This is a genomic window from Bartonella sp. bp_1 (assembly GCF_055808085.1).
Window position 1 is genome coordinate 375284 of sequence record NZ_CM147851.1, and the last position, 17501, is coordinate 392784.

Annotated in this window: 13 protein-coding genes and 1 pseudogene; 11 read left to right on the forward strand and 3 right to left on the reverse strand. The window is 46.0% G+C overall.

From position 1 onward, the window contains the following. Positions 1 to 98: 98 nt before the first annotated feature. The 3 genes from ACYZ97_RS01905 to ACYZ97_RS01915 form a co-directional block, all read right to left on the reverse strand. Positions 99 to 1805 carry a hypothetical protein gene (locus ACYZ97_RS01905; RefSeq protein ID WP_473299815.1) on the reverse strand — a complete coding sequence of 569 codons (1707 nt, stop codon included), beginning with the start codon at positions 1803 to 1805 and terminating at the stop codon, positions 99 to 101. Between the two features lie 43 nt (positions 1806 to 1848). Further along, the gene (locus tag ACYZ97_RS01910; RefSeq protein ID WP_473299816.1) at positions 1849 to 3939 is read right to left on the reverse strand and encodes a hypothetical protein; all 2091 of its coding nucleotides are present in this window, start codon (positions 3937 to 3939) and stop codon (positions 1849 to 1851) included. Between the two features lie 180 nt (positions 3940 to 4119). Beyond that, positions 4120 to 5841: a SulP family inorganic anion transporter gene (locus ACYZ97_RS01915; RefSeq protein WP_473299817.1), complete on the reverse strand. Its 1722-nt coding sequence runs from the start codon at positions 5839 to 5841 to the stop codon at positions 4120 to 4122. A 123-nt stretch (positions 5842 to 5964) separates the two neighbouring features. Here ACYZ97_RS01915 and ACYZ97_RS01920 point away from each other — a divergent pair, with 123 nt between their 5' ends. From ACYZ97_RS01920 to ACYZ97_RS01970, 11 genes and pseudogenes are all read left to right on the forward strand, one after another. Continuing rightward, positions 5965 to 7395 carry an MFS transporter gene (locus ACYZ97_RS01920; protein ID WP_473299818.1) on the forward strand — a complete coding sequence of 477 codons (1431 nt, stop codon included), beginning with the start codon at positions 5965 to 5967 and terminating at the stop codon, positions 7393 to 7395. 267 nt (positions 7396 to 7662) lie between these two features. After that, on the forward strand, positions 7663 to 9441 hold the full coding sequence (locus ACYZ97_RS01925; protein WP_473300606.1) for an SLC13 family permease: 1779 nt from the start codon (positions 7663 to 7665) through the stop codon (positions 9439 to 9441). Next, entirely contained in the window at positions 9438 to 10568 is a 1131-nt protein-coding gene (locus ACYZ97_RS01930) for an FUSC family protein (RefSeq protein ID WP_473299819.1), read from the forward strand. Before ACYZ97_RS01925 ends, ACYZ97_RS01930 begins: the two co-directional genes overlap by 4 nt. A 123-nt stretch (positions 10569 to 10691) precedes the next feature. Then, positions 10692 to 11363, forward strand: a complete 672-nt coding sequence (locus ACYZ97_RS01935; protein WP_473299820.1) for a tetratricopeptide repeat protein — start codon at positions 10692 to 10694, stop codon at positions 11361 to 11363. Positions 11364 to 11366: 3 nt separating this feature from the next. Continuing rightward, a complete protein-coding gene (gene der, locus ACYZ97_RS01940) occupies positions 11367 to 12797 on the forward strand; it encodes a ribosome biogenesis GTPase Der (RefSeq protein WP_473299821.1) in 1431 nt (476 codons plus the stop codon). Positions 12798 to 13870: 1073 nt separating this feature from the next. Continuing rightward, positions 13871 to 14476 (forward strand): annotated as a pseudogene (locus ACYZ97_RS01945) (cell wall hydrolase); the annotation flags it as partial. A 225-nt stretch (positions 14477 to 14701) separates the two neighbouring features. Further along, positions 14702 to 15127, forward strand: a complete 426-nt coding sequence (locus ACYZ97_RS01950; RefSeq protein ID WP_473299822.1) for an AtpZ/AtpI family protein — start codon at positions 14702 to 14704, stop codon at positions 15125 to 15127. 12 nt (positions 15128 to 15139) lie between these two features. Further along, positions 15140 to 15901, forward strand: a complete 762-nt coding sequence (locus ACYZ97_RS01955; protein ID WP_473299823.1) for a F0F1 ATP synthase subunit A — start codon at positions 15140 to 15142, stop codon at positions 15899 to 15901. A gap of 59 nt (positions 15902 to 15960) precedes the next feature. Next, positions 15961 to 16200 (forward strand): F0F1 ATP synthase subunit C, encoded by a 240-nt coding sequence (locus tag ACYZ97_RS01960; protein ID WP_473299824.1) that lies wholly within the window; start codon positions 15961 to 15963, stop codon positions 16198 to 16200. 90 nt (positions 16201 to 16290) lie between these two features. After that, the gene (locus ACYZ97_RS01965) at positions 16291 to 16857 is read left to right on the forward strand and encodes a F0F1 ATP synthase subunit B (protein ID WP_473299825.1); all 567 of its coding nucleotides are present in this window, start codon (positions 16291 to 16293) and stop codon (positions 16855 to 16857) included. 11 nt (positions 16858 to 16868) lie between these two features. Further along, positions 16869 to 17348, forward strand: a complete 480-nt coding sequence (locus tag ACYZ97_RS01970; RefSeq protein ID WP_473299826.1) for a F0F1 ATP synthase subunit B — start codon at positions 16869 to 16871, stop codon at positions 17346 to 17348. Positions 17349 to 17501 lie beyond the last annotated feature (153 nt).

Genomic DNA, 17501 nt, shown 5'->3' on the forward strand with positions numbered 1-17501 from the left:
GTATGGAAACCTGTTCGTCCGATTATCGGTCAAACACCCTATTTTATATTATAGGCACAATGAAATCTTAGACAAGTTCATCTGTGCTCTATGCAAAGCTATTCACTACTTTGGGCATTGATATCAACCTTATTGAGCAGAACACTCAGATCATTTTCAATGGCAGCTTGAAAATCGCTCGCTGTAAGGCCCGTACTATTTTTGGCTTTGATATCAATCGTCAATGTACCCGGTTTGCGGGCAAATTTGCCTAGTGTATTAATGAGGCCTTCTGCTTGCGAATGATCCTTTAGCATCAAGGCGGGACTTTGTGTCATGACAAGGTAGAAGTCGTCATAAAGTTCTTCTTTGCTGACGTCGACAATCTTCGTAATGTAGTTGAAGAAATTGTCGATGAAGCCATAATCATGATATTGCATATGAATATTGGTTACGCCGATTTTTTCAGCAGCCTGAAGGGCTTGAGTTTCACTACCTGAAAATAATGCCTCTTCGACATTGCTGATATCGGCAGTCAGTTGGCCGGATGCGATGTTCTTCACTTCAAAGGACATGTCGTTGACATTCAATGTCTGCCGACGTGCATTATAGTCGAATTCCAGCTTTCCTGAAACATCAAGGCTGTTATAGCCCATTTCCTTGAAGAAGCTTAGCTCCTTATGCGGCAGCTGTGTGGTGTCGATAGACAAACCGTCAAGGGAAACCAACAGCTGTTCGGGAATGGTGTTTTTCCAGCGCTTCGGTTCAAGGCGGAAGGAGGCTAGGCTGGTCTTTATCTTCGGGGTGGCAATATCAGCATTTTCAACTTCGGCATTGATCGATGTAATGGACGCCAGCAGGTGGCTCAGCAGATCGCGGGTCAATTTTTTCTTATCGGTTTCGTTGCCGGCTTTAGCTGCTGTTGCAATTTCTTTTAGCAGATCTTCCGGCACAATGCCCGGATTCTTAATGGATAGACCATCGGAATTGAAGCTTTTAAGGGCAAGGTGGAGGGCGACTTTGGAGCTGTCTTCCATTGGTTTTGTATTATTGAAATAATCGATATTGATATTGTTCAATTCGACAGCGCCAAAGAGAACTTTGCCTTCTTCGTTTTTTTCGGCACGGCCGGAAAAAATACTATAGGCATAGGCAATGTCGATATTGCGTGCCGACAAACGGTCACTCTTGGCTATCAAACGCTCTTGCTCGTTGCTAGCGCCGGCCAAAGCACCAACATCGAAATTGGTGTTGATGCCGTTAATGCTGATTGTACCGATCCGGCCCTTGGAGAAAGATGACAGATAGAAGTCCTTGATAAGGATTTTTTCAGATTCATCATTATTTTTTTTCACTGATATTTCTATTGTGGGCGCATTAATGGATGAAAGGGAAAAGCGGTTCAGCAATTGTAGGACATGTGATTCAATACTGGCATCTTTGCCATGCTCACCAATACCATTCAAAGAAATTTCAGGTATATGGATATGGATTTTATCCCTTTCAATATCAAGGTTATAAAGCGTAGCCGCACCCGAAAGTGGGCCGACCGGTGGACGGGCGGTTGCTTCGCCAATTGTTACCTTGATGCCTTCAGGGGCTGGCACAACCACATTGGTCATATGGACGCGGCCAGTCATCGTAATATCGGCACTGTCGGCCTTGATATTGCGTTTTTCCATTTGCGAACTGACAATCGTATTGAGATATGGCTTGGCCATATAAAAGCCGCCAACGGCCAGAATTGCCAGTATGACAATTACGCCAATGATATAGATCAATGAACGTTTGATCGTTGATTTTATCCAGTTGCCGAAATTGGCCATCAATTTGTCTTTCGCTTTTGTCGTTGGTTCTGTCTTTATAATCTCATTGTGCGCTGTCTGGAGAAGTCGGTACCTTTTCTCCCCCAAGCGTCTGGGCCTTAAGATCGATTTTGTCCAAAAGACTCATCGGGTCTTTCTCGGCTAAAATAAGATCATAAAGATTAAGGCCCTGTTCGGATTTTGCTTTTGCTGTAATGTTCAATGTGCCGCCATTACGGATAAATTGTTTTCCGGCGTTGCTCAAGGATTTTCCTGCATCACCTGGAATAATGATGCCGGTGATAAAGCTGAGCTGCATGGCAGTATTATCAAGTAAACTTTCTTTATCTTGGCCACTTGTCTTGGTCAATTGATTAAGAAGTCTGTCGCGTACGCCATCAAAATTAATGGCTACTGTTGCCTCATTGGCATGCATAGCCATGGCGGCGGCACCATTCATTCTCAGATTTTGGGAAAACAGGGTTGCATCAACATTAGTGAGAGTTCCCTTGAACGTCACCGAACCAACATCATCCATTTTATAACCCAGCTCATTGACTTTCAATTCACGTGTATCTTTGTTCCATGCCATATCGGCTGTAATCGTTGTGTTGATAATATCATAGCCTAGATCGGTGAGGTTGAAAGGGGCGATATCGCTGGCACTTTCATTTAAACCCTTGTCGAAATCTTTGGCGCGAAGCCCCATATCACGCATCACGATACGCATGCCTGTCGGAATGGATTCCAAAGCATATTCGGCTGTCATGTCGATGCCGCCTATGGCAACATTTTGGGGAGTATCCGTGTTGACCGGATTTATATTTTCTACCTTGATGCCGTTAATGTGAAAAGCCTTGAAATGCGGTACAAAGGCAAAGCCCATACGGGTTGAGAAAGCGGTATCATTGTTCAAAGTGACATCGGTTGGATCATTGGCTATTTTTGCCAAATATTCCTTTATGGTAGCCGTGAATTGTGGAAATTGAACACCATTGGCTTCGATGGAATCAATATCCATATTGGTGCTGTTGTCACTAAACTTGATGTTTCTGATTTTTGTATCAGAGGCGGTACCATCGTAGTTGAAGGTAAAGTTGTCAATATCAAAGTTTTCATTTGCCTGAAAGCCGCTTGCATGTAGACCTTCAACGGTTACATCGAGTGGCCCTATAGCCGAGAGAATATCCAGTGCCTTGTTACTGAAGTCAGCAGCCTGTGCCGGATTATTTTCCATTTTGTCGCCATTCATTTGGACAAATTGGGTAATGAAGTCGGTCAGAGGGAAAGGCAAAAGCCGCATAGAGAATTGCGAGCCTGATATTTTTGCAATTTCAATGATCGGTTTTGTACCGTCAAGAGTGTGGTATGTATAATCTAGATTTGTCATCGCATAGGCGCCGTAAACTGGGTGGTAGGGATTGTCCTTTTCCGTTGTGGCATCCATGTAGAGATCGATGATGAAAGGTATGTTGATTTTTTCAACGGTGAATGATGACGCTTTCATATCCAGCGCGGCAAGATTGGATTGACGCGCCATCAGATCGTCATAGCTGACATGGGCGGTGAGTTCGCCGATAGTGGCTTTGCCGATAATACCGTTTTTAATGTCCTGATATTCAAGATTACTATAGGTGATCGTTTGATTGTTGCCTGCAATATCCTGTTTTACGACAATGTCCGACATAGTTTGCTTGTCGGCGTTGATGCGTGACATGCTAGCAAGCAGTCTTGGCGTTTTTTTTTCTTTTTCGCTCAAGGGCTGTTTCATTTCTATCGAGGCGTTTTCGGTAATTGTCCGCGCAACGCTAATTTTTGTGCCAGGAAATGAAATAACCGTATCTTTGATTTCCTCATGTTTTGTACTATTGCCCAAAAGTGACATCTGCCCGGTCATGCTGGCCATGGTTGCGGATGCATGATTAAATAGCTTGGCTGAAAGATTCTTAACTTCGAAATGGCCGCGCCAGTCAACATCAAGTGTTTCATATTGCAGTCCTTGGAAGGCAAGCATGCGAACGATGCGTTTTTGATAAAAATCCTTGCCGAAGATAAAGGCAGTCGCACCGATCAAAACGAGGACAACAATAAGACCGATTAGAAAACGGGGCCAGAAAGATGTTCTGGTATCGGTTTTTTGAAGAGTATTACTCATGAAAATTCCTCATTTGTTGATCTGTTGCGCCCTTCGGCAAAGGTAAGCAGAATATGTCTTATTTTATAAAATACGATAAAGTGCAATCTGTCTTTGTGGTTTCAAGCGTTAAAAATAGTAGGCAAAGGCTTTTCAACATGAATTGTAACCGTTTTATGACCTATGTTGCAAAATGTGGTTTTAATCTGCCAGAGTCGGTTTGACATCATATTTGTCTCGGGCACGGGCAATGGAGGTTTCAAAGTGTACCAGTGGCGGTTTGATTGCGTGTGATATCAGGTCTTTCCGGATTTGATGCGATGTGCCTGTTAAAACCAGCGGAATATTTTTGGCTTTGGCTTTCGTGGCCAGCGTTTCAATTGTGTTGGCACCGGTTGCATCCAGAAAGGGCACGTTGGAAAAATCAATGATAATGGCATTATGATTATCAGTGATCCGGTCCAGGACCGAAGCAATTGATGCTGCAGCCCCGAAAAAGAAAACACCGGATATCCGATAGACAACGACTTGGCTTTTGCGTTGGGCGTCTTCATCGTAAATACGCTGCATTGGATTATTGTCATCTGGATAATCGTCACCGACAAAGGCTGAATCGGTGATCACTTCGGCAATTTTGGACATGCGGTAGATAAATAATAACGCACCTAGAGCAAAACCGATGATAATCGCTTCTGTCAGGTCGCGGAAAATTGTCAGGAAAAAAGTTGTAAGCAAAACAATCGCGTCACCCCACGAGGCGCGTAACAGCACGGCAAGAGCATGTTTTTCAATCATATTCCATGATACCAGCGCCAGAATGCCAGCTAATGTTGCAAGTGGGATATAGGAGGTAAGAGGGGCGGCTATGAGCATAAAGAGAAGTAGGAAGACAGCGTGCATTATGCCGGATACAGGGCCATGGGCACCAGCACGGATATTCGTGGCTGTACGGGCAATCGTACCCGTGACGCAAATACCTGAAAAAAGTGCCGAGGCGATATTGCCGACTCCTTGCGCGACAAGTTCGCAATTGGAGCGGTGCCGGCGTCCGGTCATGCTGTCGGCGACGACGGCTGAAAGTAGCGATTCAATGGCACCGAGCAATGTGAAGGTGATGGCATTGGGCAAGACGGCTATGGCTTTTTCGATGCTGAAGGCGGGAATGTGCGGCATGGGTAGATGGGAGGGCATTTCACCGAAGCGCGAACCGATTGTAACAATGTCGAAATGTCCAATTGCGGTGGTGATACCGCCTATGATGACGGCAATTAACATGCCAGGTAATTTAGGGGCATGTTTTTTCAGGCCAATAATGATGGAAATAGTGACAATACAAAAAATGACAGAAGTCGGATTGAATGTCGGTAAAAACGTCCAGATGAGCGGAATTTTTTGTAATAATGGTCCCGGCTCGGGCCTATCAAGCTGTAGGCCAAGCATATTAATCAGCTGACTGGAGAATATGATGACAGCAATACCTGAAGTAAAGCCGACTGTAACCGGATAGGGAATGAATTTGATATAGGTACCGAATTTGAGATAGCCGATAATCATAAGCATGATGCCGGACATGATGGTCGCAAGTAATAGGCCATCCATGCCGTGTGTTTGTACGGTTGTGGCAACGACAATAATGAAGGCGCCAGCGGGGCCGCCAATCTGGAAGCGGCTTCCGCCCAGAAGGGAAATAATAAAACCGCCGATAATCGACGTGTACAGCCCTTGCGCCGGTGTTGCGCCGGAAGCAATAGCAATGGCAATTGAAAGTGGTAAAGCGACAATGGCAACAGTCAGTCCGGCAAGTATATCTGCCCGGAAATTATGAAGGTGATAGCCTTCTCGTAATACGGTAAACAGTTTGGGTGTGAACAGCCCCTTCGTTTCAATGTTCGTCTTTTTTGTGGCGTATTTTTTATTTGCCATATAGATCACAAAAATATCAGGATATCCTATCCTGAAACCCCTTTAATGAATGCTCTAGCATGAATAATAAGTCAAATCTATAATCGGTAAAGATGGCTTCATGGAAAAGGATAAACTTGCTTAATGCGTGGAAATGACGATTTGCAAAACCACCAACCCACTATCAGGCACGTGCGTGCAATTGCACTGATTGTTGCAGCCGCTTTTTTTATGGAAAATCTTGATGCGACGGTCATTGCTACGGCTTTGCCGCAGATGGCCCGCAGTTTTAATACGCAGGCTGTCGATATCAATGTTGGTGTCAGTGCCTATATGTTGGCGCTCGGTATTTTTATTCCGGCAAGCGGTTGGCTTACAACCCGCTTTGGTGCCAGAACAATGTTTCTTCTGGCTGTCGTTATTTTTACGCTGTCGTCGCTTTTTTGCGGATTGTCACAAAACCTGCCGCAATTTGTAATAGCGCGTATCCTGCAGGGCGTTGGTGGTGCTATGATGGTGCCGGTTGGACGTCTTGTCGTTTTGCGTGCAACACCAAAAGAAAAATATATGGATGCGATTGCCTTGCTTACATGGCCTGGACTGGTGGCGCCGGTTTTGGGGCCGCCTGTCGGTGGCCTTATTGCCCAATACAGTCATTGGAGCTTGATTTTCTATCTCAATATTCCGATCGGAATTATTATAATTCTATTTTCATGGAAGCTATTTCCTGTCATCAACGCCGAAATACCTAAGCGCTTCGACCTCGCCGGTTTTGCTCTGACCGGACTGGGTTTGGCTGCCACATTATTTGCGGTCGAAGAGATCAGTAAACCTGAAAATATGTCTTTCGTGGTGCTTGTGGTTTTTGCTGTTGGTCTTTCGGCATTGGGCTGGAGCGGCTTTCATCTGGCCCATAGTGATAAGCCGCTAATGCCTTTAACGGCCTTCAAATATCCGACATTCAGGGTTTCTGTTCTTGGCGGTACATTGTTTCGTATGGGCGCCAATGCTATTACGTTCATCTTTCCGTTAATGGCGCAGCTTAGTTTTGGTTATGAGCCTTTTTATGCGGGTTTGCTGCTTATTCCGGTTTTTGTCGGCAACCTCATGATCAAGCCGTTTACAACACCGATTATGCGTGCCTTTGGTTTACGTATGACATTGCTGGTTAATTGTGTTCTCAATGCTTTGTTTTTGGCATTATGTGCCTTTTTTAATGAGATAACACCGTTATGGCTGATGATTTCCATCCTGTTTTTAAGTGGCGTTTTTCGCTCGATTCACTTTACCGCCTTGAATGTCATTGCTTTTGCCGATGTGCCTAATGGTGAGTTGAATGGTGCCAATACACTCTTTTCCACACTCTTTCAGCTGGCTATCGGTTTGGGAATTGCTTTTGGTGCTATTTCCTTGCGATTGAGCGAGTGGTGGGCACAAACGCCGCTACAGGGGCACGATTTACCCTTCCAATTGGCTTTTTTAATGACCGGTTTTTTATCATTTATTCCGCTTTGGGGTATTTTTAGGCTCAAAGCCGATGTGGGTGATCTTGTCGCGGGCCGAGCAAAGCGATAAATGTTGTCGCAGGAAACACGTCTTTGACGTTATGGGAGTACGATCTTAACGATGGTCAACTTTTTGTTGCTGGTCTGGCTTGTCGCCTTTGTCCTTGCGGCCGTGATCAAATATCACTATCGCCCTCATGTGCTGGGTGGAATGGTTGTTTTGGGCCTGTTTTTGCTATGGCTTGTCGGGCAGGGCGCCGTTTTTATTACTGTTAAGGAAACATTGGCTTCAATCGTACGCTGGTTGCTTGATGTTGTAGGCATCAATGCCAATGAAATCAAAACCGACCAGATTTTAGCCTTCAGTGTTATTGCCATTATGATGGCGGTCTTTATCTTGGACCGGATTCGTTATGATGTCGTCGCGGTTGGTGCCTTACTGGTTTCTTGTGCTGTCGGTATTGTTTCTCCCAAGGATGCTTTCTCAGGCTTTAGTGATGATATTGTGATTATTGTCGGTTCTGCCTTGATGGTTAGTTACGGAGTGGCACGTTCCGGTATTATGGAAACCATTATTCAGCGAATCTGGCCGGACGTGAAATCTGTACGTATCCAGTTGGCTTTTTTGGTCATTATGGTGACATTGCTTTCTGCTTTTGTGAAAAATATTGGTGCACTTGCAATTATGTTGCCGATTGCTTTCCAGTTTGCCCGTCGCTCCAATGTCTCTGCCTCGACATTTTTGATGCCGATGGCCTTCGGCGCACTTTTAGGCGGATTGATGACACAGGTTGGGACATCACCCAATGTCGTTGTATCAGCGATGCGCGAAAAATTGAGTCCCGACGGCCAGCCTTTTTCAATGTTTGATTTTACACCTGTCGGCGCCTCGATTGCCGCAGTGGGTGTGCTCTATTTGGTGTTTTTTTCGTGGCTTTTGCCCAAACGTGAACGTGTTAGTGGTGATGAGGATGAAGGGTTAGAAATCCGTGATTACGTCTCAGAGGCACGGGTGTCGGCTGATTCTCCTATTTTGGGGAAAAATATTACTGATCTTATTCGCCCTGCAAGCGGTGAAGCTATGGTTTTGCAGGTTATTCGCAATGGCAAGCCGATATCACCTTTACCCGATTTTGTGTTGGCAGAAAATGATATTGTCTTGATGGAAGGTGATCATACAGCGCTTGACCGAGTAGTTAATATGGCGCGTCTTGAATTATCGACGGGTCGAAAAATTTCCGATATGGAAAAGGGCGAGCATATTGATGTCATTGAAGCCGTGATTACCGATACATCGCCGTTAATTGGCATTTCTGCCAAGCGGCTTGCACTTTTTGATCGCTATGATGTCAATCTTCTGGCTGTTAGCCGTCAACATGAGCGTATCCGCGCACGTTTGGGAGAAATTGTATTCAGGTTGGGAGACGTGATCGTTTTACAGGGCCGCGACAGTGTCATGCCCAATTTGTTGCGTGAATTAAAATGTCTGCCTTTGGCCAAGCGTAACATTAAGTTTGGCAGTTTTCGGCGTGGCTTGGTGCCCTTGGCTATTCTTGTCGCTGCTATTATTGCAACAGCTTTCCAGATTGTACCGGTTGCGCTTGCTTTCTTTTCTGCTGCCGTTGCCATGGTTGTTTTCAAGGTTATTCCGGCACGTGAAATCTATTCGGCGTTGGATGGCCAGATATTGGTTATGCTGGCAGCTTTGATACCGGTAAGTGAAGCGCTGGAACATACGGGAGCTACTGAACTGATTGGCGGGTGGCTGAGTGATTTTGCATCGACCTTGCCGCCTTCGGGCGCTCTGGCTGTTATTCTTGTCGCAGCCATGCTTGTTACGCCATTCTTGAATAATGCAGCCACTGTAATGGTTATGGCACCAATCGCGACAAGTTTTGCAAGTTCTTTGCACTATAAGCCGGAAGCTTTTTTGATGGCTGTGGCAATTGGGGCTGGTTGTGACTTCCTCACCCCTATCGGTCATCAGTGTAATATGCTGGTGATGGGGCCGGGGGGATATCGTTTTGCAGATTACCCACGTTTTGGTGCACCTCTGGCCGTGTTGATTGCCGTTGTTGCTGTTCCGTTATTGATGTGGGTTTGGCCGTTGCGATGATGATGTTTTCTACTTTGATATTACGTTTTAAACAGGCCCGTACCCGCGTTAAGGCAAGCTGGAAGGATGCTTTGTGTGCCGGTGTCGCTGCCGGTATTGCATGGTATGTTTCTGCGAAATTATTGGGGCATGAGCATCCGATTTATGCGACGATGACGGCATTGATCTGTTTGGCGCCGGGGATACCGGATCATGGCCGCCAGGCCATATATGTGCTGATCGGTGTATTGACCGGTGTGTTGGTTGGTGAAGCAACTTTGCTGCTGCCGCCCATGCCGACAGAAATACGTATTGCATTGGTGGGATTTGCAGGGCTTACGATTGCGTCTGGCTATGCTTTTGTACCGGCCATTATCATTCAGGCCGGCGTGTCGGCCGTTATGGTTTTTGCGTTTGGATCCGAAATTGCGGGGCCTACCCGTGTTATCGACGTGATGATTGGAACCTCTATAGGCTTGTTGTTTTCACAAGTTTTTTTTACCCCCGACCAAATCAAGAAATTGCGCCTTTCCGTAGAGTTATTTTTTCATCAATTGACGATCAACTTCAATTTAGCATCCGATGCCTTGGAACGGCGTGATGCGGGAGCGGCGCTCAAAGCGCTTAAAAGTTGCAGTCAGACCCATCAGGCGCTGATCGGGCTGGTGGGGGTCATTGATGTGGCACGCAATAATGCGCGCTGGACATTGCGAGGACGTTTTTCATCGCGTGAGGTTGCTTCCCTTTCAGCGCGTTATGATCAGTCGAGCATCCGTCTTTATGCTTCGTCATTGTTGTTTTGTGAAGCGCTTGCTAATGCTATTCGCAAGCAGCGTGAGCAGCCTCCTGAATGGCTGATTGATGCGGTGCGTCTGGCAGCCCAAAATTGTCGTTATTTGGCGGGCGAGACAAAAAATGATGAAGAATTTATAATTCCGGATCGCAGCTGTCGTGAAGAGCCGGCTATCAGTTGGCGTGAATGTGTAAATGGTATAGAGATGGTGGAAAATACACTGGCACGTTTTTATAAGAGTAAAACCCGTAAAACCAGATTACAGGCTTATCGCCGTAAACAGCTGTTGGATAGTGTGCGTGCTCATGTTGCTAGCCGATCTAACGGCCTTTCAAAGCAAGGGGCCGATGACTGATAAAAATAGTATTTTCCCCCTTTTTGTACTGTCATTACATTTTTTATATGGTGCAGGGCTACCATCTTGTTCAAATAATGCGTAAAAGCTCAGCAATATTTTTAACTCTTGAGGACTGTTTTGATGTCTGACGATAGTTTTATCCGCGAAGTCAATGAGGAAATCCGTCAGGAAAAGGCACGGGCGCTTTGGGGGCGTTATGGGCCTGCTTTGATTCTTTTTGCTGTTTTTCTAGTGCTGGCTACGGCTGTTTATCAGGGGTATAAATATTGGCAGGATAACAAAGGGGCCGCGATTGGCGATCAATTTGTTGCGGCGCTGACCTTGGCTGATCAGCAGGAGACCGACAAAGCAATAACGGCTCTTGATGAAGTGGTGGCAAAAAAGTTTGGTGGTTATCCGGCCTTGGCACAATTACGTAAGGCCTCTTTATTGGCTGCTAATAATAAAAAGGCAGAAGCGGTTGCTCTTTTTGATGCGATTGCAGCGGATTCCTCAACACCTGACCTTTTGAAAAAGATTGCTCAGTTGCGGGCCGCTTATGTGTTGGTGGACAGTGGGTCTTTTGATGATGTTGAAAAGCGTGTCGGCGAAATGGCCAATGAGGCCGATATTATGCGTGTTCCGGCATGGGAAGCTTTGGGCTTTTCAGCGTGGAAGGCAGAAAAGAACGCCGAAGCGCTGAAATATTTCCAGCAGATTGTTGAAGAAGGGCCGCAAGCGGGCCATGCCATGGATCGTGCGCAGCTGATGGTGGATTTGATTAAAAGCCGCACGCCAACGGATAAAGGATAGAAGATGGGATTGACCATCGCCATTATCGGGCGCCCCAATGTTGGTAAATCAACATTATTCAACCGTCTGGTCGGACAAAAGCTGGCATTGGTTGATGATACACCGGGTGTAACGCGGGATCGACGTATCCATGAGGCAAGATTGCAGGATTTGCGTTTTGACATCATTGATACTGCTGGCCTTGAGGAAGCAGATTCCCAAACCTTGGAAGGGCGCATGCGGTCGCAGACCCGGGCAGCCATTGATGAAGCAGATTTATTACTTTTTGTATTGGATGCAAAAACCGGTATGACACCGGCGGATATTACTTTTGCCAATTTGGTGAGGAAGTCGGGTAAAAAGATCGTTCTGGTTGCTAATAAATCGGAATCTAAAGATGCCTCGGCCGGATTTTATGAAGCGTGGTCATTAGGGCTTGGCGAGCCTTGTCCTATTTCTGCCGAGCATGGTCTGGGTATGTCGGATCTGCGTGACGCGATTGTCGAGGCGATCGGTGAAGAAAAGGCTCATGAAAAGGCTAAAGAGCTTGAAGCTGCAAAGGTGCAGCCTGCCTCTATTGGTGATGATATTGATGATCCGGATGCTGAAGAGCCTGAATATGATGCAACTAAGCCTCTACGTATTGCAATTGCCGGGCGTCCGAATGCAGGTAAGTCGACATTGATCAATTCAATGTTGGGACAGGATCGGCTTTTGACGGGGCCTGAAGCCGGTATTACTCGCGATTCTATTTCTGTTGATTGGGAATGGCGCGGACGTAAAATCAAATTGCATGATACAGCAGGGTTACGGCGCAAATCACGCGTACAGGCAAAGCTTGAAAAACTGTCTGTGGCCGATACGTTACGTGCTATCCGCTTTGCAGAAGTCGTGATTATATTGTTGGATGCAACTATTCCATTTGAAAAGCAGGATTTGCAGATTGTCGATCTTGTTATCCGTGAAGGACGCGCGCCGGTCATAGCCTTTAATAAATGGGATTTGATTGAGGATCGCCAGATGGTGCTGGCCGATTTGCATGAAAAATGTGAGCGTCTTTTACCGCAGGTCAAGGGATTGCGCGCGGTGCCGATTTCGGGTGAGCGCGGGCAGGGCATTGATCGTCTTATGGAAAATGTCGAAATGGTGCACCGTGTTTGGAATCGGCGTATTTCGACAGGGCGTCTTAATCGCTGGTTGGAAGGGATTGTTACCCATCATCCGCCGCCAGCTGTTTCCGGTCGTCGTTTGAAGGTTAAATATATGACGCAAGTCAAGACTCGTCCGCCGGGTTTTGTTGTTTCATGTTCGCGTCCTGATGCTATGCCGCAGTCCTATCTGCGTTATTTGATTAACGGGTTGCGTCAGACATTTGATATGCCGGGCGTACCGATTCGCTTATCTTTGCGTACTTCAGATAATCCCTTTGCGGGGCGGGCCAAGAAAAAGAGATAGAGTGATTGCTTGACACCCCTGCATGCATTGCATGCAGGAAAAGTTTGCCAAGGGAAAGCGCGTAGCCTCTGTATGAAATTTGCTTATGTCAGATTTCTCAATTCAATATTCTTCTAAGTCTATCGGCAAAAGCGCGCGCCAGATTTGCAGACTGAAATATATCTAAATTTTTTTGGTTAACGACTTTCAACCAAGATTAATATCTTTGTTATCTAAAGCTAGAAAAGCCCATTAGATCGGGGAAAAAAGATTAACAAAGTGGATGCATTAATTTAAAATTAATCAATAAAATCAACAAATAAAGATGTTTTTGTTAACCTTAAATAAAGGTTGATAGGGCATTCTTTGTCTATTGGAAGAACATGTTATTTTCTTTCAAAGTGTAGTGAGTTCAGTGTATTTGCGTTGGAGTAGCAGCGGTGCGTCAGTTATCGTCTTTGAAGTTTCCTCGCCCTCATGGGGGTGCCGGTCATGGCGAATTGGCGCTCCGCGCAGCTTCTTCTTATTATCTTCCGGAAGGCCGCTATTATGCAGCGCCTCTCGTTCTCAAGCGTAAACGGCAGAGCCGCCATGTTATGCCCGTTGTCCTTGGTGCTGGTCTTTCCGCTGTGACATTTTCCACCGCGCGTCATGATGCTGTGCCGATTGATGCACAGAATATGACCGTATTGTCCCGTTCCAACATGTCGGCAGATAGTGCCGGAGTTGATTTAATGACGACGGCTAGTACATCGGTACAAAACCATTATGCTGCCCGTCCGGTTACGGCGCAAAGCGATGGTTATAAAAAAGGCATACTTGATCCCAATCCTGATGAAGCGCGGATTAATCGCGCTGATAAGACAGACAGTTTGGCTTTTGATCCCAACAAGCACCAGCCGGATTTAAAAAGGCCCAAGCTTGATCGTGTTTCACTTGATAGTGACCATGTCTATTTCGGAGATTCCCGTTATGCTCGTGGTCTTCAATTGGCGAAAGCCGACAAGACCGTTAAAAAAGGTGAAAAGACACAGCTTGTTGCCGGTTTGATTGCGCCTAAAAAGGCACTACAAAAAATGCCTGTTGCCAAAGAGCTTGCCCCGTTGGTTAATAATGACAAACCAGATGTTTTGGCCTTGGCTTATGCCCCGACAGATGCAGGCAAGGCGATGGCGGCTCCCTTCGAAAGTATCATGAAGGAAGAAAATAAGAATAACGGGCGTTTTATTCCACCGATCGGTCCTAAAGACCATCAATGGGCAGCGACACCGCTGCCAGCCAGTGCTTTTTCTGCTAAAGAACAGAAATGTCTGGCCGAAGCGGTTTATTTTGAAGCGCGTGGTGAATCTGTCAAGGGGCAGGCTGCCGTTGCCCAGGTTGTATTAAACCGTGTACGTAATCCTGCCTATCCCAAAACAATCTGCGGTGTTGTTTATCAAAATACCAATTGGCGTAACCGTTGCCAGTTTTCTTTTGCCTGTGACGGCAAACGACATACAATTAGCGAAATGCCGCAATGGAAAGTTGCGCAAGATGTTGCCAAGTCTGTGAGTGCAGGCCAGATATGGCTGTCGGAAGTTGGTTCTGCCACCCATTATCATGCTACCTATGTACGTCCTCGTTGGGCACGTTCTATGGAAAAAGTGGATAAAATCGGCCTTCATATCTTTTATCGCACTAAAAATGGCGGTTGGAGTTAAAGCTTTTTCTTTTTTTTGAAAAGGTTTTTATTTTCAAGGTATTAGTTTTCCTTTTCGATGAAAAACAATGATTTGTACTTCTGCTTTTTTTCTTTCTCTTGCAATGGGCTGTATGATTCCTTGTGGCGATACTGTTTCCATGCTTGACGAACGGGCTTTGTAACAATATGTTGCGCTCGAATTGGAAGGTTGGATCTTGACTTTGCTTTTTTGATTGAGGGGCCGATGGCTGAGGGTAATAAGCCGTATAGGTTCGATAAAAAAAAGCAGGAAAAGAGTTCTTCTGATGGCGAGTTGGAACAGCGTCGAGAAGCGCTGGAGGCGGAATTAACCCGGAGGGGTGTTTCCATCAAACCAAAGCCTGAAGAAGGTGAACACCGGCCCAATCAGGGAATGGCACAGGCCATCAAACTTTCGAGCGAATTTCTCGCCGGTGTGGTGGTTGGCATTGTTCTGGGGCTTGGATTTGACCAACTTGTCGGCACGTCGCCATGGGGACTGATTGTTTTTCTTTTCCTTGGTTTTGCTGCCGGTGTTTTGAATGTTTTACGCTCGGTCGGGCGCGTTGCGCCTAGTCCGATAGGGAAAAGTGATGCTAAGGGTGCTGCACACCTGAAACATCATGATAACAAGACCGATAGGTCAAACTAGAAGAGGTTTAACATGGCTGCAGGTCATGCTCCAGATCCAATTCATCAGTTTGAGGTGAGCCGTCTCATCAATATACCTGTTGGCAATCTAGATTTGTCTTTTACAAATGTTTCTCTCTATCTTGTTATTACAGTTGTTTTATCGGCCTTTTTCCTTTTGATGACATCTTCGAGTCGAGGCATTGTCCCGACCCGTTTGCAGTCTGTCTCGGAAATAGCGTATGAATTTGTGGCCAATACATTGCGTGATTCGGTTGGCGCACAGGGAATGAAGTTCTTTCCATTGGTCTTTTCACTTTTCATTTTTATTCTTGTGGCTAACTTTATTGGCCTCTTTCCGTATGCTTATACGGTTACATCGCAGATCATGATCACTTTCGCTTTGGCGATGTTAGTGATTTTGACTGTTGTTATTTACGGCTTCTACAAGCACGGCATTGGCTTCCTCAAATTGTTCGTGCCCAGTGGGGTTCCCGTTGTTATAGTGCCGCTGGTGACGTTGATCGAGATAATTTCATTTCTCTCACGTCCTATCAGTCTTTCGGTTCGTCTTTTTGCCAATTTGCTTGCCGGTCATATCACACTTAAGGTCTTTGCGGGCTTTGTGTTTACCATGACTGGGATGGGAGCCATCGGTATCGGTGGTTCTGTCCTGCCGTTGATAATGACCATTGCTATTACAGCTTTGGAATTTCTCGTGGCATTCCTGCAAGCTTATGTCTTTACCGTTTTGACCTGTATGTATCTCAATGATGCGGTACATCCAGGACATTAACCTAACGGCTTTCAAACCGTAAGAATGAAACGCGCATTTATAATTCAAAGGAGATAAATATGGATTTTTCAGCGTTTGCAGAAGCATCAAAATATATTGGCGCTGGTCTTGCCTGCTTCGGTATGGCTGGTACAGCTCTGGGCCTCGGCAACATCTTTGGCAGCTACCTTTCGGGTGCTCTTCGCAATCCTTCTGCTGCTGACAGCCAGTTTGGCCGTCTGGTTTTCGGCTTTGCCGTGACCGAAGCTCTCGGCATCTTCTCGTTGCTGATTGCTCTTTTGCTTCTGTTTGCAAAGTAATTGCATTATTATCAGGTTGCGCAAGCTTTTGCGCGCGCAACCTGCCAACCACATAACCAAGACATTCCGTCGCGATGAAGGGTAAGAGGCATGTTTATATCAGCCGCTTATGCACAGACAAGAGAAACTCCGTTGGAACAGCTCGAGCAGGCTGCCAAGCATGCCGAGCGTGTGTTTCCACCGTTTGATTTTTCCCATTTCAGTTCACACCTCTTTTGGTTGGTGGTCTGTTTTGGCTTGTTCTATATATTTATTGCCAAGGTTGCGGCTCCCCGTATCGGTGGTGTTATCGAAACCCGTCGTGATCGTATTGCGTCTGACCTTGATCAGGCTGCACGCATGAAGCAGGAAGCTGATAGTGCGGTTGCGACGTACGAAAAAGAATTGATTGAAGCACGTTCGCGCGCCAGTGCTATTGCGCAGGAAGCCAGTGAGGCGGCCAAGCAAAAAGCAGATGCAGAGCGCAAGAAAACAGAAAATGCTTTTGAAAAGAAATTGGCGGAAGCTGAAAGCCGGATTGCCGGTATTCGTGATAAAGCCATGAAGGATGTCGGAGCCATTGCTGAAGAAACAGCAAGCGAGATTGTGCGTGAGCTAATCGGTGAAACTGCATCAAAATCGGCAGTCAGCAATGCTGTTAAAGCAGTACGTGGATAAGGGGTCGTCTGATGAGTGATACATTTTGGGCTTTGGTTTCCCTTGTTCTTTTCTTGGCCTTACTCGGTTTTATGAAAGTTCCTGCTTTTATCGGTCGCAACCTTGATGCACGAGCCAAGCGTATTTCAGATGAGCTTGACGAAGCACGCCGTTTGCGTGAAGAGGCCCAGCAATTATTGGCTGAATATCAGCGTAAGCGTACAGAAGCAGAAAAAGAGGCTCAAGATATTATTGCAGCAGCCAAGCGTGAGGCTGAATCGTTTACTGAAGAAGCTCGTAAAAAAACGCTTGAATATGTTACCCGTCGTAACAAGTTGGCTGAACAGAAGATTGCCCAGGCTGAAAGCGATGCGATTGCTTCTGTCCGTTCGACGGCCGTTGATATTGCTATTGCCGCTGCTGGCGAGGTGATTGCCAAGGAACTTGATGCAAAAAAGGCTGATGTGCTTTTCAAGAATGCGCTAGGTGATGTCAAGACCCGCCTTAATTGATGAGGGGCGTTTGGTTCTGATTAAAGCCGCGTTTTGACGCGGCTTTTTTATTGAAAATAATATGCTTGAAGAAAAGCCGTTTCCAATGGTGCTATTGGTTGGCGATCATTCAAAACTTTGAAGCTATTTATGATTATTTTTCCTTTTCGCATG

Excerpts from the sequence above, each read along its gene's own strand:
- der (WP_473299821.1), top strand. The coding sequence starts at position 11,367 with ATGGGATTGACCATCGCCATTATCGGGCGCCCCAATGTTGGTAAATCA.
- ACYZ97_RS01960 (WP_473299824.1), top strand. The coding sequence starts at position 15,961 with ATGGATTTTTCAGCGTTTGCAGAAGCATCAAAATATATTGGCGCTGGT.
- ACYZ97_RS01930 (WP_473299819.1), top strand. The coding sequence starts at position 9,438 with ATGATGATGTTTTCTACTTTGATATTACGTTTTAAACAGGCCCGTACC.
- ACYZ97_RS01920 (WP_473299818.1), top strand. The coding sequence starts at position 5,965 with ATGCGTGGAAATGACGATTTGCAAAACCACCAACCCACTATCAGGCAC.
- ACYZ97_RS01950 (WP_473299822.1), top strand. The coding sequence starts at position 14,702 with ATGGCTGAGGGTAATAAGCCGTATAGGTTCGATAAAAAAAAGCAGGAA.
- ACYZ97_RS01915 (WP_473299817.1), bottom strand. The coding sequence starts at position 5,841 with ATGGCAAATAAAAAATACGCCACAAAAAAGACGAACATTGAAACGAAG.
- ACYZ97_RS01965 (WP_473299825.1), top strand. The coding sequence starts at position 16,291 with ATGTTTATATCAGCCGCTTATGCACAGACAAGAGAAACTCCGTTGGAA.
- ACYZ97_RS01955 (WP_473299823.1), top strand. The coding sequence starts at position 15,140 with ATGGCTGCAGGTCATGCTCCAGATCCAATTCATCAGTTTGAGGTGAGC.
- ACYZ97_RS01905 (WP_473299815.1), bottom strand. The coding sequence starts at position 1,805 with ATGGCCAATTTCGGCAACTGGATAAAATCAACGATCAAACGTTCATTG.
- ACYZ97_RS01910 (WP_473299816.1), bottom strand. The coding sequence starts at position 3,939 with ATGAGTAATACTCTTCAAAAAACCGATACCAGAACATCTTTCTGGCCC.
- ACYZ97_RS01970 (WP_473299826.1), top strand. The coding sequence starts at position 16,869 with ATGAGTGATACATTTTGGGCTTTGGTTTCCCTTGTTCTTTTCTTGGCC.
- ACYZ97_RS01935 (WP_473299820.1), top strand. The coding sequence starts at position 10,692 with ATGTCTGACGATAGTTTTATCCGCGAAGTCAATGAGGAAATCCGTCAG.